Raw genomic sequence first — 17,106 nt, forward strand, 5'->3', positions numbered from 1 at the left:
ACAGAAAGATGGATCGTCTTCTATGGTGGTGAAAGAAACGAATGGGCATATATCGAGGAAATGGCGTAGAATTATACTATGAACTCCATGGACCTCATGATGCCCCTGTCCTCGTTTTTACTCATGGAGCAGGATGGGATCATGAGCAGTGGACTCCACAGATTAAAGAATTTTCTAAGGATTATCGTGTCCTTGTCTGGGATATTCGCAGCCATGGTCGCTCTTCCTGCTCTAATGAAGCCCTAGAAGGGAAGTTATTTAGCCAGGATTTGCTCCATTTATTGGACCATTTAGATATTGAAAAAGCAGTTCTAGCTGGCTGCTCCATGGGAGGGCATATCTCTCTTCGTGCTGCTGTAGAAAGACCTGACAAAGTCGCAGCTGTTGTTGCCATGGGGACACCTGTGACAAGTGCTTTTAACTGGTATAATCGATTGGGACGCTGTTTTAAAGAACGATCCATACGCAAAATGACGATGGAAATCGTCGATATGTCCCTGCAATCCTTTTCCTTTTTTGCCTATGGCTTATCGATGCGCATGCTTTCGATGGAAACACTGGCGAAGCTTCATGCGAAAGGTTTAAGCATGATTAGCCCACAGTTAAGAGAATATTTTTATCAGGTTACTGTAAAGCATAAGAAAGAACAATGGATCCGCATTTTCAATACGGTGTCAAGAATGGAGCTTTTGGAAGACCTTCCTAAAGTATCTTGCCCCACCATGGTGATTGAAGGCGATGCTGAGTGGATGATGCGTCGACAGCATCGATACATTTGTGAATGTATTGATGGAACAGTGCACTGTCTCGTCAGCGACGCAGGACATGCAGCCAATCTTGACAATCCGGAAAAAGTAAATAGCCTGCTACGGGATTTTTTAGACAAGACGGTTTTTACTCCTGTAGAGCCAGCAGCAGAAAATCCCAAAGCCTCAGCTTTGCCGCCAGTGAATTGGCCTGCTTGTCAGCCCTAGATAGATCTTGCCAACAAAGAAAAGCTATGGTAGAATTCTCACAAATCCTATATTTATAGTGATGATGGGGAACAGTAACCAGAGAATAGGTGCAGAAAGTTGGCGGGTTCGATGCGAGCCAATCCTAATAACTGGTGAATTTCCACCCCTGATGCTGGCGATGATGAATCGTCCGGTCATGTCCGTTACGCATGGTTGAGTGGACTTTCGAGAGGAAGTCAAGCAGGGTGGTAACGCGGGTAGCCTCTCGTCCCTGACCATAGTGTCAGTGACGGGAGGTTTTTATGTTTCAGCCCACTTTGTATACAAGGACTCTGTATACAAACGAATTAGGACCCCTGGATATCCTAAGGAGGAATAAGATTATGTATGAAAAAGAATACCTCATGTTACCGGGGCCGACACCTGTACCGCCTCGCGTATTGAGGGCTCTGTCAGAACCTCTGATCAACCATAGAGGTCCTGCTTTCAAAAAACTGATTGAAGATGTAACTGAAGGCATCAAATTTGTCTATCAGACGAAGTACGATGTTCTTGTTCTCCCTGCTTCCGGTACTGGCGGCATGGAAGCTTCTATTGTGAATTTTCTCTCACCAGGTGATAAGGTACTCGCTTTATCGATTGGTGCCTTTGGTGATCGCTATGCGACCATTGCCAAGAATTATGGTTGTGTCGTTGATAAAGTTGACTTCGAATGGGGCACTGCCATTGATTTAGAAGCGGTAAAAGCAAAGCTGGCCGCTGACGTAAAGCAAGAATACAAGGCCATTTTAGTCACTCATAATGAGACATCTACAGGCGTTTGCAACGATCTTAAAGGATTGGCAGAAATCAGAGGCAATCATCCGGCTTTATTACTTGTAGATTCTGTTTCAGGTCTTGGTGTAATGGATGTAAGGCCGGACGAGTGGGGACTTGATGTCGTTGTAACAGCAGCGCAGAAAGGGTTTATGATTCCACCAGGTCTGGCCTTTATCTCCGTAAGCCCAAGAGCCTGGGAAGCCTATGAGCAATCGAAAGCACCTAAGTTTTACTGGGATCTTGGTTCAGCGAAGAAATTTTTAGACAAAGGTCAGACACCAGTAACTCCAGCATTGCCTCAGTATACAGGTCTTCGAGAAGCACTTAAGATCTTCCAGGAAAAAGGCATGGAGTTCATGTTTGCCAAGCAACTTTATTTGCGCGATATGACTCGAGCTGCCGTAAAAGCTTTAGGTCTCAAGCCATTGGCCGAAGATGCCATTGCTTCTGCAGCTGTTACAGCTGTATGGGCACCGGAAGGCATTGAAGCCAAGGCAATTAATAAAAAAATGCGGGAAGAATATAATGTCGTTCTCGCCGGTGGACAAAAACAACTAGAGAACAGAATCTTCCGCATCGGTCATCTTGGCTATGTACAACATCTAGACATTCTTGCTACCATCGGAGCGCTGGAAATGTGTCTCCAAGAGCTCGGTTACCCTGTAGAACTTGGTCAAGGTACCAAAGCCGTACAAGAAGTCATTATGTCAAGAAAGGGGATCATTTGATCTTATGCGCGTACTTGTTTGCGACCCTATATCACAGCAAGGTATCGAAGTTTTTCAGGCCGCTGGCAACATTGAAGTCGATGTAAAACTAAAGCAGACTGAAGATGAGATTGTCAACATAGTGGCTGATTACGAAGGAATTATTGTTCGTTCAGAGACAAAAATTACGAAAAAAATTATTGAAGCAGCCGACAAACTAAAAGTTATTGGTCGGGCTGGTGTGGGCGTAGACAACATTGACGTAGAAGCAGCCACCCAAAAAGGGGTTGTTGTGGTCAATGCACCAGAAGGCAACACCATTGCAGCAGCAGAACTTACCTTAGGACACATTATTGCTCTAGCTCGTAATATTGCACCTGCCAATGATGCTCTTAAAGGTGGAACTTGGGCAAGAAGTAAGTATGTTGGACTGGAATTAAAAGGCAAAAAGCTGGGCATACTCGGAATGGGTAAGATTGGATCTGAAGTTGCCAAAAGAGCAAGAGCTTTTGACATGATTGTATACGCCTATGATCCTTTCGTATCAGAAGAGCGGGCTCGAAACATTGGCGTTCAAGTTAAAGACCTTGATACAGTGATTCGAGAAGCTGATATTATTTCCATTCACATGCCCAAAACGAAAGACACCTATCGTCTTTTGAATGCTGAAAAGTTTTCCATGATGAAAGATGGCGTCTATATCGTGAACTGCGCTCGTGGTGGCATTGTGGATGAAGAAGCGCTTTATGAAGCTGTTACTTCTGGCAAAGTGGCTGGAGCCGGTCTTGACGTTTTCGAAAAAGAACCGATGACCGAAAGCCCTCTTTTTGGTTTAGAGCAAGTGCTCGTCACACCACACCTCGGTGCATCCACGAAAGAAGCACAAGTCAACGTTGCTGTTGATGTCGCTCATGATATTGTTAAAGTCCTTCGTGGTGAAGCCGTTAGCGCTGCTGTCAATATTCCTGCCGTAAAACCGGAGTTAATGGCCATCTTCAAGCCTTATCTCGATCTAGTAGAAAGACTGGGCCGTTTTATCGGTCAAGTTACAGACGGTCATATCGAAAAAATTTCTCTAACCTATGCTGGCGATCTGGCTCAATACAATGTCAATCCGCTGACAACAACGATCCTCAAGGGATTGCTTCGTCCTACCTTACAAGATGCTGTGAACTATGTAAACGCTCCTTTCGTAGCTAAAGCGAGAGGTATCAAAGTAACAGAAACGAAGACTGTCGATATGGATGACTATGCCAACTTGATTACTCTAGAAGTGGTTACTAGCAAAGGAACGAAAAAAGTATCTGGCACTATTATGCAGAAAGAGCCTCGCTTTGTTCGCATTGATGACTTCAGTCTCGATATGGCGCCGATTGGGCATATGCTTGTAATGCCTCATATTGATAAGCCTCGGATCATTGGTCGAACAGGTACGATCATTGGGGAACATGATGTAAATATCGCAGGTATGCACTTAGGAAGAAAAGAACTAGGGGGTCCTGCTATCGCCATCTTAAATATCGATGGCACAGTTCCAGAAGCTGCCTTGAATCAACTGAAAGAAATTGACGGCGTTATTGATGTGAAGTACGTCAACTTACAGTAAGCCCCTGATTTCTTTTATTCACCGCTATTTCATGTAAAGTGTTTTCCTGGAATCAGAGGGTAGAGACGCTGTTGGTAGCGTCTCTACGCCTATCCCACCGAAAGGGGGTCAAGCACTCCATTGCTCGATCTAAAGTATGTACGTGCTTACCCTGAAGTTGTTCAGCAAGCACTAAATCGAAGAGGTACCCAACTATCGCTAGAAGATTTTTTAGAATTGGACAAGCAACGCCGCAAAGTGCTAGTAGAAGTAGAAGCACTGAAATCGCAGCGCAATCAAGTATCTGAAGAAATTGCCCGCAAGAAAAAAGCCAAAGAAAATGCAGAAGCAATGATTCTGGCCATGCGCCAAGTTGGCGAAGAAATTAAAAAGCTCGATGAACAAGTTGGGCAAATTGAAGAGGAAATGAAAAAGATCCTCTACTTTATTCCCAATCTGCCTCACCAGTCAGTACCAGAAGGTTCTTCGGAAGATGATAACGTAACGGTACGTACTTGGGGAGAACCAACTAGCTTCGACTTTCCTGTCAAAGCACACTGGGATCTTGGTGAAGATTTGAAAATCCTAGATTTTCAAAGAGGCGCTAAAATTACAGGGGCTCGTTTCACAGTCTACAAAGGATTGGGCGCACGCTTAGAAAGAGCTTTAATCAGTTTTATGCTCGATCAGCATGCTAAAGCAAACTATGAAGAGGTTTTGCCACCTGTCATCGTCAATCGACAGTCTATGCTAGGGACAGGTCAGCTCCCTAAGTTCGAAGAAGACATGTTTCATCTAGAAGGAACCGATTATTACTTAATACCAACGGCAGAAGTACCTGTAACAAATCTCTATAGCAATGAAATTCTCGATGGCGCACAGTTGCCTATCTACCATTGTGCTTATTCTGCCTGTTTTCGAGCTGAAGCTGGCGCAGCTGGGCGAGACACAAGAGGCTTAATTCGTCAACATCAGTTTAACAAAGTTGAACTGGTGAAGTTTACAGAGCCAGAAAAATCATATGAAGAACTGGAAAAGCTTACACAAAATGCTGAAAATATATTACAACTCTTGGGCTTGCCCTATCGAGTCGTAGCGCTCTGTTCCGGTGATCTTGGTTTTTCCGCAGCAAAGACTTATGACATTGAAGTATGGCTCCCTAGCTTTCAGACCTATCGAGAAATCTCTTCTTGCTCTAATTTCGAAGACTTTCAGGCACGTCGGGCCAACATTCGTTATCGAACAACACCGAAAAGCAAGCCAGAGTATGTTCACACACTGAATGGTTCTGGATTGGCCATTGGACGAACGGTAGCCGCTATCTTAGAAAATTATCAACAGCCTGATGGCTCTGTTATCATACCTGAAGTTTTACGTCCCTACATGGGCGTGACGTCTATTGATGTTCCTTAAAAAATTCTATAACCCCATAAAGCGTTTTTTCAATGGCCTAATATAGGTATAGGTTTGAGGAATAATTTTTTTTTATAAAAAACAATATAATTTGAAATAATTCTGAATAGGATGAATAGGATAAAAGAGCCTTACTTCGACAAGGCTCTTTTTTGTAATAGCAGGACTTTTAATGATTGAAAGCGAAGATGTAAGCAAAATTATAAAGATAGAAGGCTTCCAGATGAAAGACGATGAGGTGTGAAAAGATGAAGGAAAAGATAGAAGGAAGGGACAGCAAAAAACACATCTCCGTTGATAGTATTATAAGAAATAGTGAAGAGCGTTTTTTTGCCGTTATAGAGAAGATACCTGTTGGTGTCTGTATTACGGATGAGAATGGATTTTTTGAATATGTAAATCCTGCTTACTGCAAAATCTATGGCTATGAGAAAGCAGAACTTCTGCATCAACATTTTACCATTGTCGTACCTGAGAATTTGCGCCCTTATATGAACCATATGCATCGAGAATTCGTAGAAATAGGGTCAGAAGTTCGTGGTGAATGGAAAGTTGTAAGAAAAGATGGTAGTGAATTAACAATTTTAGCCGATGCAGTTCTCTTTTATGACATAGATGGTCAGCCTCGCAAAGCCACATTCGTCACAAATATTACTGAACGAAAAAAAATGGAAGAAAGTCTGCGAATTGCGAAAGAAGCGGCTGAGAAAGCCAGTTTGTTTAAATCAAAATTTCTTTCTACCATGAGCCATGAATTGCGGACACCATTAAATGCTATTATAGGTTACGCAGATTTGGTTATGTCGGATTTAGATCATCCACTTAACGAAGTGCAGAAAGAAAGCCTTAACGAAATATTGCAAGCAGGTGAGTTTTTACTTAAATTGGTCAACGATCTTCTGGATCAAGCGAGTATTGAAGCAGGCAAAGTTGTACTAACGAAAGAAAAGGTAAACCTGACTAAAACATTGCAAGAAAGCATTCAACTCATTATGCCCATGGCGGAACAGCAAGGATTGAAGCTTCGTGCGCGTAACAATGATTGTATGCATGTAGAAGTAGATCCAAGGCGTTTGAAGCAAGTTCTAGTGAACTTACTTTCGAATGCAGTCAAATACAACCGAATCAATGGTACGATAGATATTCACTGTGAAGAAAAAGATGAAACTTTCATTCGTGTATCTATAAGCGATACAGGAGCAGGCATTTCAGTTGAAGATCAAGAAAAAATATTCGACCCCTTTCAACGGGTTAATTTTAGCTATTCACATTTAGAAGGTACGGGCATCGGATTGCCCATTGCAAAGTCAATTATAGAACTAATGGGTGGTTCTATGGGCGTTGCAAGTCAAGTAGGTGTTGGCAGTACATTTTATATCGATGTTCCGAAAAGCAGCTACGAGGAAAAAAGTCTACGCTAAAGCTTTTTTATTTACCATGACTTTCCTCGAAAAATAAGCGGAGAAATACTTGCAAAGGGAATATGATTGTATTATAATAATTGAGTCTTAGCAAGAAATTCACTTGAGGAACTTCTTGTTCAGTAACATTGGAGAGGTGTCCGAGCGGTTGAAGGAGGCGGTCTTGAAAACCGTTGAACCTTTGCGGGTTCCGTGGGTTCGAATCCCACCCTCTCCGCCACTTAAGAAAAGCTTGGTGTAGAGCGGTTTGTAGCGACTATGTAGTCTGAAGTTCCAAAGAAGATACACCAATTAATTAGATAAAAAAGACGGTAAACCGTTGAACCTAGAAAGGCCACTCTGCGCCTGCTGTAGGTTCAACGGTTTTTTATTTTTTTCGAAAAGATGCGATGCTTCAAAAAGCACAAGAACAAGCCGCAGCAAGAATCACGAAGAAGGAATTTCACTACTACAATAGAATAGTAATCACTGAAAAGTTTTATCAAAAACATAGAAGGATCATAAAAGGAGGACCAAAATTTTTTTCTGAGATAAAAATTTAGCATCGATATGGCACAAAAAACGACGAAAGAAAGGGGAAGTAATAAGATGGGCAGAGCAAAGAACTGCATCCTAATTGTTGATGACTCAGAAGATGTTCGACGCCTTCTCCAAGAAATGCTTCGTCGGGAAGATTACGATGTAATTGTTGTTGAATCAGCTCAGAAAGGAATTGCTTTATTATCAGAGAACACTGTAGATCTCATTCTAATGGATGTCCTTTTACCAGCTATGAATGGACTAGAAGCGTGCCAGTTGATCAAGTCCATGCCAGAGTGGCGTCACATACCCATTATTATGGTCACAGACTTAGAAGACATGGAAGAGCTTGATCGCGCTTTCTCTGCAGGTGCGATTGATTATATTACCAAGCCGATCAAAAAGGTGGAGCTCTTAGCGCGCATTCGTTCAGCACTCGCACTAAAAAAAGAAATGGACGAACGCAAAGCGCGAGAAACAGAACTACTCGCAGTCAATGGACTATTAGAAAAAGCAATCGAAAAACTAAAGACACTCTCTTCTCTTGATGGATTAACAGAATTACCCAATCGGCGACGCTTTGATGAATACCTACATACAGAATGGAAAAGAGCGTACCGAAATAACATACCTATTTCCTTAATTATGCTAGACATTGACCACTTCAAAGCCTATAACGACAGCTATGGCCATCTAGGTGGAGATGAGTGTCTAAAAGAAATATCCAGAATATTGAATAAAAAAGTGCGTCGTCCAGGAGATCTTGTTTGTCGCTATGGCGGAGAAGAATTTGCCATAGTACTACCAGAAACCAACTTACATGGCGCGGAAGTGCTTGCTGAGAACATAAGAAAATCTATCGAACAAAGGAAGATTTTCCACAATAGCTCTCCCATTCATAATGTCGTTACAGTCAGCGTTGGTGTAGCTACCAAAATACCACAGTTAATTACAAGTTGGAATGACCTAATCCTAAGTGCAGATCAAGCCTTGTATAAAGCGAAAAACCAAGGTCGAAACCGTGTAGTTTTAGCGAATTAAAACTTTCAATTTGTTGAGCTTGTGCCTTTTGGGGCAAGCTACAAAAAGCATTTTCCGAGTAGTTGTAAATAAGGAGGGTGTATTGTGGAGTTACTAGGCCAGATACTGTCGTTAATCATAGTAGCGGCTACTATATTCTGGCTTCTGCTCTTTACAACGGATCGTTCTTCTCGCATCATTCTTGCTTTCTCTTGTGGAGCCTTGCTTGCCTTAGGAACGACAGAACCCTTTATCTATCAGATATGGGGTATGCGAGTTTTAGCACCTTTGTTTGCTGGTTGGGCAGTTGCCTATTCTTGGATTTTCCCAAAAACTCTCATCTTCGGAGCTCTTTTCTACTACATCACCATACTTCTGGAAAGAATCATAGGAGAGAAAAAAGAGGAAGAATCATAAGAGCCAAAACCTACTCTTGCTTTTGTATCAGAAAAGAAAGGTTTCTAGGTTTAAAAAACATTTAATAAAATGAAATACTGAGAAAACAAGAGATAACCGGAATTAAATGGTTTACAATAGATATAATTGGCTGAGATTCCTGATTATAAGAAGTGACCTTATCAATAAATTGATGTATCGTAATAGCATAAGTTGACGGAAAGAAATCGATAAAAAAGATGGCAAAGGCGCCATTTTGAAGTGAAAGTTTACTTCAAAATGGCGCTTTTTTGTTTCTTCAACCGTCCATCTCTTTGGTAAAAAGAAACGGTAAAAGACTCTTACGATGGCAATGCTGCCATAGCAGTGCACTGGATTGGTGCCAGTACACTGCGCGCCTTAAAGCAGCAGATCGTAAGAGTTTTTTTTACACCTTAAAAAGGGGGTGGTGCCCAGTAAAATATAACCAATCACGTACTCGTCAGAAGAACGAGCAAGTTCACTCCAAAAATATAAAAAGAGGATATAAGGAGGAGTAGGGTCTTATGAAAATGATTCGAGCAATCATCAGGCCTGAACGGGCAGAAGCTGTAGCAGAGGCACTTTCCGAAGAGGGTTTGAACTCTCTCACGAAAATGCACGTCTTCGGGCGGGGTAAGACAAAAGGCATGCGCATTGGCGACATTGTCTATGATGAGTTCCCCAAAGTAATGCTGCTCATGGTTGTAGAAGATGGCATGGCTGACAAAGCCATCGAAACCATCGTCAATATCTCAAAGACAGGTGCCATGGGAGATGGCAAAATCTTTATCACTCCCGTTGAAGAAGCATACACCGTAAGAACGGGGGAAAGGGGGCTCTAACATGAAGGAAATAACTGCCTTCATCAGGCGCCACCAGGTTCCTGCAACCAAGAAGGCTTTAGAAGAAGCCGGTTTTGCCGCTTTGACCATCCAGAGTGTTGAAGGTCGAGGCAAGCAAAAAGGAATAGGCGGCTGGGCTGCTGAGATAGACCCAGAGCTTAACACCGTAGAAGCAGGCCTCCAACTTCAAGGCGAACCGGAAATAAAATGGATTCCCAAAAGAATGCTCACCATCATCGTACAAGATGATCAAGTGGAAAGTGCTGTTGCAGCCATCATGGCTGCCAACCGAACAGGCCATATTGGAGATGGCAAGATATTCGTATCTTCAATGGAAGAAATCCTTCGTGTTCGTACGGAGGAAAGTGGTGTCGAAGCGGTTAGCTAACAAAGAACGGAAAGACATAAAGGAGGATTGGCCATGCGTCAAATAGCCATTTACGGTAAAGGTGGAATTGGTAAGTCCACCACCACCCAAAACACAGTCTCTGCGCTGGCAGAGATGGGAAAAAAAGTGATGATTGTGGGTTGTGACCCTAAGGCAGATTCGACAAGGCTAATCCTGAATGCCAAAGCCCAGGCCACTGTTATGGATCTTGCTCGTGACCGTGGTACCGTCGAAGACTTAGAGTTAGAAGATGTCTTACTACAAGGTTACGCGGGTATCCGTTGTGCGGAATCAGGCGGTCCAGAACCGGGTGTTGGTTGTGCTGGACGTGGTGTTATCACAGCCATTAACTTCCTCGAAGAAAACGGTGCCTACACGCCTGATCTAGACTATGTATTCTACGATGTCTTAGGTGATGTTGTTTGCGGTGGTTTCGCAATGCCCATCCGTGAGAACAAGGCGCAAGAAATTTACATCGTTACCTCCGGTGAAATGATGGCCATGTACGCGGCCAACAACATCTCCAAAGGTATTTTGAAATACGCTTCTTCCGGGAAAGTTCGTTTAGGCGGTCTCATCTGTAACAGCCGAAAAGTTGATAAAGAATATGAACTTATTGATGAGCTAGCCAAACGTCTCGGTACCCAAATGATTCATTTCCTCCCACGTGACAACCAAGTTCAAAGAGCGGAGCTTCGTCGTCAAACTGTTATCGAGTACTCCCCAGAGCATCCACAAGCAGACGAATACAGAGCACTCGCCAGAAAAATTGACGAAAACAAAAATCTAGTTATCCCATCACCACTTAGCGTTGACGAGCTCGAAGATCTACTTCTTGACTACGGTATCTTAGAAGACGAAGAAACAGCGGCAGCGAAACTAGCTTAAATAAAAAGCCTTCAATAATTATAAAGAAATGGGGTGTGGCCTGTGAGTGAACAACCAAAAGTCAGTCGGGAGATGGTCGATGATATTTTATCGGCCTACCCGGAAAAAGCCAGAAAAATGAGGGCCAAACACATCGTCGTTAAGGATGAAGGCTGCACCACCTGTGCAATTAAGTCCAACTCCAAAACGATTCCCGGTGTCATGACGGCTCGCGGTTGTGCCTACGCCGGATCAAAAGGTGTTGTTTTTGGTCCTGTTAAAGATATGATTCATATCTCCCATGGTCCTGTTGGTTGCGGTTACTATTCCTGGTCCACCCGACGGAACCTGGCTGCTGGTGAACGAGGGGTCGATAACTTCGTCCCCTTCCAATTCACCTCTGATTTCACCGAAAATGACATCGTCTATGGCGGTGACAAAAAGTTAGAAACCCTAATCAGAGAGATCAAAGAACTTTTCCCAAAAGTCAAAGGCATCTCCATTCAGTCAGAGTGTCCTGTCGGTTTGATCGGTGACGACATAGAATCGGTCGCTAGGAAGATGAGCAAAGAACTAGATATGCCTATTGTGCCTGTTCGTTGTGAAGGTTTCCGTGGCATTAGCCAATCTTTAGGACATCATATTGCCAACGATGCCATCCGCGACCATATGATCGGAAAAAAAGAAAGAGCCGATGTCGGTCCCTACGACGTGGCTTTAATCGGTGACTACAATATCGGTGGTGACGCTTGGGCCACGAAAACAATTCTAGAAGAGATGGGTCTTACTGTAACCAACATCTGGACCGGTGATGGTACCGCTGAAATGTTGCAAACAGCCCATCAAACAAAGCTCAACTTGATTCACTGCTACCGCAGTATGAACTACATCTGCAAACACCTCGAAGAAGAATATGGTACTCCTTGGATGGAGTTTAACTTCTTTGGTCCTACTAAGATAGAAGAATCTGTCCTTCAAATTGCCGAGCGTTTTGACGAAAAGATCATGAAAAAGGCCAAAGCCGTTATTGCCAAGTATAAGCCACAAATGGAAAAAGTAATCGAACAGTATCGCCCTCGCCTAGAAGGGAAAAAGGTTATGCTCTATGTCGGTGGCTTGAGACCACGTCACATCATCGGAGCATACGAAGACCTGGGTATGGAAGTAATCGGTACAGGTTACGAATTTGCCCACAAAGATGATTACGACCGCACCATCCCCGAGATGGGCAATGCCACTGTTATTTATGACGACGTAACGGCCTACGAATTCGAAGAGTTTGTAAAACGGCTAAAGCCAGACTTGATTGGTTCTGGTATCAAAGAAAAATATGTCTTTGAAAAGATGGCCGTTCCTTTCCGTCAAATGCACTCCTGGGATTACTCCGGTCCCTACCATGGCTATGATGGATTCCCCATTTTCGCTCGTGACATGGATATGGCCATCAACAGTCCAACCTGGGCTTTATCGCAAGCGCCCTGGAAAAAAAGTGCGAAGGAGGTGTAGCCCATGAGCGTCGATACGACTTGCTGTAACAACAGCTGTGACAATCAAGCGATTTCCGAATGGATTAAGTCAGAAGAGTACAAAGAGAAAAACTTTAGCCGTGAAGCCTTGACGATCAACCCGTCCAAAGCTTGCCAACCCCTAGGCGCGATGCTCTGTGCCCTTGGCATCGAAGGCTGCCTTCCTTTTGTACACGGTTCTCAAGGTTGTGCCGCCTACTTCCGGAATAACTTGAGCCGCCACCTCCGTGAGCCTGTTCCGACCGTCTCTGATTCCATGACAGAAGACGCTGCCGTATTCGGAGGGCAGGCCAACATGATAGATGGGCTAAAAAACGCCCATGCACTCTACCACCCTGCCATGATGGCTGTCTTTACCACCTGTATGGCTGAAGTTATCGGCGATGACTTGAAAGCTTTTATCACCAACGCCCGCAACCAAGGTGCCATTCCTGAAGACTTTCCCATTGCCTTCGCTCACACACCTAGTTTTGTGGGTTCCCACATTACAGGCTGGGATAACATGTTCAAAGGATTGCTACAATCCTTGGCCGATCCTCGCCACGGTAAATGGACCAACGGAAGACTCTATCTGGTACCTGGCTTTGATGCTTATCCAGCCAACTTGCGAGAATATCGTCGTCTCGTAGATGCCATGGGCATTCCTGTCACCATCCTTCCTGATGCAAGTGAACCCATGGATGCGCCCCATACGGGAGAATACGAGCTTTACCCAGGCGGCACACCCATGGCAGAGCTTGCCGATGCATTGAACGCTTCTGGCTTCGTCTTCATGCAGAAGTATTCAACCCAGAATAGCTTTAAGTTTGTCAAAAATGTTCAGAAGATCAACACCGAAGTTGTCACCATGCCAATTGGTATTAAGAACACCGATAACTTCTTGATGGCTCTGACAGAAATGACAGGCAAAGCTGTACCTGCTGAATTAGAAAGAGAGCGTGGTCGTGCAGTGGATGCTGCCACAGACGCGCACCAATATATTCACGGACGCCGTTTCGCACTCTTTGGAGATCCGGACTTGCTGATCGGACTCGTAGGATTCTTGCTCGAAATGGGCGGCATGCCAGTTCATATCGTATGCACCAACGGAAACGCAAAATTCAAGAAAGAAATGGATGCCCTCTTAGCCAGCAGCCCTTTTGGCTCAGAAGGAAAAGTATACATTGGCAAAGACCTCTGGCACTTACATTCTCTCTTAATGACAGAACCTGTTGACATGCTCATTGGTGACTCCCATGGAAAATACCTAGCCAAAGACGCCGGAATCCCTTTGGCTCGCGTAGGTTTCCCTTTAACAGACCGTGTCAACTTACACCGCTCTCCGATTGTTGGTTACCAGGGTGCAATCAACTTAATCAGCTTGATTGCCAACACCTTCATTGAAGAGCTAGACAGAACCTGCTCCGATGAAAGGTTCGAATTGCTCCGCTAAAATTGTCACTCTCTTACTATTTCGATAGAGGGACCTCACAGACCAGACTGCCTTTACCGTGAGGGAACCCGGCACCCGCGCGAGAAAGGCAGCTGGTCGCCCCGGTCCCCCAGCCCAGTTAAGAAGAAACAAAAAGGGGGGATAGCGATGTTTGTCAATCTCTCTAAACTTCATCTCAAAGAAGAATGTCCTCTCGAAGACAAAGGAGCCCCCAAGCTCTGCATGAAAGCCCTGCCGGGTGAAGGCGCTGAAAGAAGCTGTGCTTTTGATGGCGCAAGAGTTGTTCTCATGCCGATTGCTGATGCCGCTCACATCGTTCACGGTCCCATTGCCTGTGCCGGGAATTCTTGGGACAACAGAGGTGCCCGTTCTTCGGGTCCACAACTGTACCGCCGAGGTCTTACTACAGACTTACATGAAATGGACGTTGTCTACGGCGGTGAGAAAAAATTAGAAAAAGCCATTGTCGAAGTAGCCTACACTCATCAGCCAAAAGCAATTTTTGTCTATGCCAGCTGTGTATCTGCCCTCATTGGCGACGATATCGATAAAGCTTGCCAAGAAGCACAAAAAGAAGTTTCCGTACCTGTTATTCCTGTAAATGCCCCAGGCTTTATGGGAGACAAAAACATCGGCAACCGGGTTTCTGGTGAAGTGCTATTACAGCAAGTTATTGGTACAGCCGAACCAGAAGAAGACCATCCTTTTGCTATCAACTTTATCGGTGAGTACAACATTGCCGGGGATCTCTGGGGTATTCTACCTTCCCTTGATGCATTGGGAATCAAGCTTCTCTCATCTATCAGCGGTGATGGCCGCTTTGACGATATTAGAAAAGCTCATCGCGCCAAACTGAATGTCCTTGTATGTTCCAAAAGTTTGACCAACTTGGTAAAGAAGATGGAACAAAAGTGGGGCATGCCTTATATAGAAGGATCTTTTTACGGGATTCACGACACAAGCGAAACCTTGCGAATGATAGCACAGATGCTGGGAGATCAAAGTCTGATCGAAAGAACAGAAAAGCATATTGCTGAACAAGAAGAAAAAACACGCCAAATTATTGACCCCTACAAGAAAAAGTTAGCCGGGAAAAGAGCCGTCCTCTTTACAGGGGGCGTAAAAACTTGGTCCATGGTCACAACGTTGAAAGAACTGGGGATTGAAGTTCTTGCCGGTGGGACGCAGAACTCGACGCCAGAAGATTTTCTGCGCATGAAAGCTCTCATGGATCCAGAAGCGCAGATTATCGAAGACACCAGTGCGGCAGGCTTTTTAACACTGATCGCTGAGAAAAAGCCCGACTTAATTGTAGCTGGCGGTAAAACAAAATATCTGGCCCATAAGACAAGAACACCCTTTTTAGATATTAATCACGGCCGTAGCTTGCCCTATGCAGGTTATAGAGGCATGGTCACTTTCGCAGAAGCCGTTCACCGCACTGTATTCAGCCCCGTCTGGGAAAAGCTCCGCCAATCTTTTCCACCAGGAGGTGAAGCAAGGTGAAAGCTCCAATCAAGCTAAAACAGCGTAGCTATAGTGGTAATCCACAAAAAAACAGTCCTGCTCTTGGTGCTACCATTGCCTATATGGGCGTCGACGGTCTCTTAGCACTCTTGCACGGATCACAAGGATGTTCAACTTTCATCCGACTTCAGCTCTCAAGGCATTTCAAAGAGCCTATTCCATTGAATTCAACAGCCCTATTAGAAGATACAGCCATCTTCGGTGGCTGGGATCATCTCAAAAAAGGAATTGCCAAAGGTGCTGATAAGTTCAAACCACAAATTATCGGCGTTATGAGCTCAGGCCTCACCGAAACTTTTGGCGATGACATGGTAAGCGCTCTTGCGGCCATGCGTCAAGAAAGAACGGACCTAGCGGACCTTCCAGTCGTTCTGACACGAACAGCCGATTACGTAGGTTCTTTGCAGGAAGGGTATCAGTTGGCTACACTATCCCTGCTAAAAACCCTAACGGTGGAAAAAGTTCCAAAAGAAGGGCAGACTGTTGCTCTGTTTCCAGGTGCCCATTTCACCCCGGCTGACGTAGAAGAATTAAAAGAAGTTCTGACCTTGTTCGGGCTCAAAAGCCTTGTCTTGCCAGACATCTCCACTTCCCTCGATGGTCACGCCGAATTGGAACCGGCGCCCGTTGTGCAAGGTGGAATTACCCTAGAAGAAATCAAAAAAATTCCTGGCGCTGTAGCAGCATTTTCTTTCGGCACAAGCATGGCTGTAGTTGGCCAAAAGCTTCAAGAAATGCATGGAATTGCCCATTGCAACATTCCATCGCTAACAGGCTTAGAAGCCGTCGATAACTTTTATCTAAAGCTTTCTGAAATATCTGGAAAGCCAATTCCAACACAACTGCTACGCCAGCGCAGTCGCTTGCTCGATACTTTAGCCGATTACCACGATGCACTGGCTGAAAAACGAATTTCCATTGCTTTAGAGTCTGACTTACTCCTCTCTTTAAGTGGCTGCTTACAAGAAGTAGGCGCTCATATCAACATAGCTCTCACTGCCACACCCTTACAGGAAGCATTCATTCCTGAAAATCTGCCCATTGCTGTCGGTGACTTAGAACATCTAGAAGAAAGAGCGGCCGGAAGCCACTTAATTATAGCCAACTCTAACGCTCGTCAAGTTGCTGTCCCCTGGAAAATACCGCACTTGCGAGCAGGCCTGCCTGTCTTTGATAGAGCAGGCATCCCTCAAAAAGTATGGATTGGTTATCGAGGAACACAACGATTTATCTTTGATGTCCTTAACACCATGTCATCTCAATAAAAACGAGTGGAGGTGGACTATATGCTTGTAGCCTTTGCCTCAAAAAGTATGAAAACAATTGATTCTCACTTTGGGCTTGCTGAGTCTTTTGCTATCTATAAAGTAACAGCAGAAAAAATTGAGTCACTCGGTGTTACAGCTTGTCCGCAAGGAGAAGCTGGCGACGAAGACAAGGTGGAAAGCAAGCTTAACTTGCTGAAAAACTGCTCTGTTGTCTACTGTACGCAAATCGGAGGCCCTGCTGCAGCGCGGTTGGTGCAATCCAACATACACCCCTTAAAAGTACCAGAAGGAAGACCTATCCAAGACGAGCTAGAGCGACTGCAACTCTTATTGGCTACCAATCCACCTCCTTGGCTGGTAAAAAAAATAAAGAAAGAACAAGAAAAGGAGGCCTAAGCG

General features: G+C 44.4%; 15 protein-coding genes, 1 tRNA gene and 1 other annotated feature. All 16 genes read left to right on the top strand.

What is annotated here, in order from left to right; translation table 11 throughout:
• The first annotated feature begins 41 nt into the window (after positions 1 to 41).
• The 16 genes from FTV88_RS11165 (at position 42) to nifX (ending at position 17,103) form a co-directional block, all read left to right on the top strand.
• A complete protein-coding gene (locus tag FTV88_RS11165; protein WP_153725693.1) occupies positions 42 to 974 on the top strand; it encodes an alpha/beta fold hydrolase in 933 nt (310 codons plus the stop codon).
• Positions 975 to 1,026: 52 nt separating this feature from the next.
• Positions 1,027 to 1,232 (top strand) — a binding site (T-box leader).
• Between the two features lie 107 nt (positions 1,233 to 1,339).
• The gene (locus FTV88_RS11170) at positions 1,340 to 2,503 is read left to right on the top strand and encodes a pyridoxal-phosphate-dependent aminotransferase family protein (protein ID WP_153725694.1); all 1,164 of its coding nucleotides are present in this window, start codon (positions 1,340 to 1,342) and stop codon (positions 2,501 to 2,503) included.
• 4 nt (positions 2,504 to 2,507) lie between these two features.
• On the top strand, positions 2,508 to 4,088 hold the full coding sequence (serA, locus tag FTV88_RS11175; RefSeq protein ID WP_153725695.1) for a phosphoglycerate dehydrogenase: 1,581 nt from the start codon (positions 2,508 to 2,510) through the stop codon (positions 4,086 to 4,088).
• A gap of 120 nt (positions 4,089 to 4,208) precedes the next feature.
• Positions 4,209 to 5,480 (top strand): serine--tRNA ligase, encoded by a 1,272-nt coding sequence (serS, locus tag FTV88_RS11180; RefSeq protein ID WP_153725696.1) that lies wholly within the window; start codon positions 4,209 to 4,211, stop codon positions 5,478 to 5,480.
• Between the two features lie 248 nt (positions 5,481 to 5,728).
• Positions 5,729 to 6,901, top strand: coding sequence for a PAS domain-containing sensor histidine kinase (locus FTV88_RS11185; protein WP_162008006.1), 1,173 nt, complete (start codon positions 5,729 to 5,731; stop codon positions 6,899 to 6,901).
• A gap of 130 nt (positions 6,902 to 7,031) precedes the next feature.
• Positions 7,032 to 7,121: transfer RNA gene (locus FTV88_RS11190), tRNA-Ser, on the top strand.
• Between the two features lie 368 nt (positions 7,122 to 7,489).
• Entirely contained in the window at positions 7,490 to 8,461 is a 972-nt protein-coding gene (locus tag FTV88_RS11195) for a diguanylate cyclase domain-containing protein (RefSeq protein WP_153725698.1), read from the top strand.
• A gap of 84 nt (positions 8,462 to 8,545) precedes the next feature.
• Positions 8,546 to 8,857, top strand: coding sequence for a hypothetical protein (locus FTV88_RS11200; RefSeq protein WP_153725699.1), 312 nt, complete (start codon positions 8,546 to 8,548; stop codon positions 8,855 to 8,857).
• A gap of 524 nt (positions 8,858 to 9,381) precedes the next feature.
• Entirely contained in the window at positions 9,382 to 9,699 is a 318-nt protein-coding gene (locus FTV88_RS11205; RefSeq protein ID WP_153725700.1) for a P-II family nitrogen regulator, read from the top strand.
• 1 nt (position 9,700) lies between these two features.
• Positions 9,701 to 10,087 carry a P-II family nitrogen regulator gene (locus FTV88_RS11210; RefSeq protein WP_153725701.1) on the top strand — a complete coding sequence of 129 codons (387 nt, stop codon included), beginning with the start codon at positions 9,701 to 9,703 and terminating at the stop codon, positions 10,085 to 10,087.
• 33 nt (positions 10,088 to 10,120) lie between these two features.
• The gene (gene nifH, locus FTV88_RS11215; protein ID WP_153725702.1) at positions 10,121 to 10,975 is read left to right on the top strand and encodes a nitrogenase iron protein; all 855 of its coding nucleotides are present in this window, start codon (positions 10,121 to 10,123) and stop codon (positions 10,973 to 10,975) included.
• A gap of 72 nt (positions 10,976 to 11,047) precedes the next feature.
• Complete coding sequence (gene nifD / locus FTV88_RS11220) at positions 11,048 to 12,460, top strand: nitrogenase molybdenum-iron protein alpha chain (RefSeq protein ID WP_170285787.1); 1,413 nt, start codon at positions 11,048 to 11,050, stop codon at positions 12,458 to 12,460.
• Positions 12,461 to 12,463: 3 nt separating this feature from the next.
• Entirely contained in the window at positions 12,464 to 13,912 is a 1,449-nt protein-coding gene (gene nifK / locus FTV88_RS11225) for a nitrogenase molybdenum-iron protein subunit beta (RefSeq protein WP_153725704.1), read from the top strand.
• Positions 13,913 to 14,059: 147 nt separating this feature from the next.
• Positions 14,060 to 15,418: a nitrogenase iron-molybdenum cofactor biosynthesis protein NifE gene (nifE, locus tag FTV88_RS11230; RefSeq protein WP_153725705.1), complete on the top strand. Its 1,359-nt coding sequence runs from the start codon at positions 14,060 to 14,062 to the stop codon at positions 15,416 to 15,418.
• Positions 15,415 to 16,704: a nitrogenase iron-molybdenum cofactor biosynthesis protein NifN gene (nifN, locus tag FTV88_RS11235; protein WP_243137104.1), complete on the top strand. Its 1,290-nt coding sequence runs from the start codon at positions 15,415 to 15,417 to the stop codon at positions 16,702 to 16,704. Before nifE ends, nifN begins: the two co-directional genes overlap by 4 nt.
• Positions 16,705 to 16,725: 21 nt before the next feature.
• Positions 16,726 to 17,103, top strand: a complete 378-nt coding sequence (nifX, locus tag FTV88_RS11240) for a nitrogen fixation protein NifX (protein ID WP_153726632.1) — start codon at positions 16,726 to 16,728, stop codon at positions 17,101 to 17,103.
• The last annotated feature ends 3 nt before the right edge of the window (positions 17,104 to 17,106 follow it).

It is taken from the genome of Heliorestis convoluta (assembly GCF_009649955.1).
GTDB lineage: Bacteria > Bacillota > Desulfitobacteriia > Heliobacteriales > Heliobacteriaceae > Heliorestis > Heliorestis convoluta.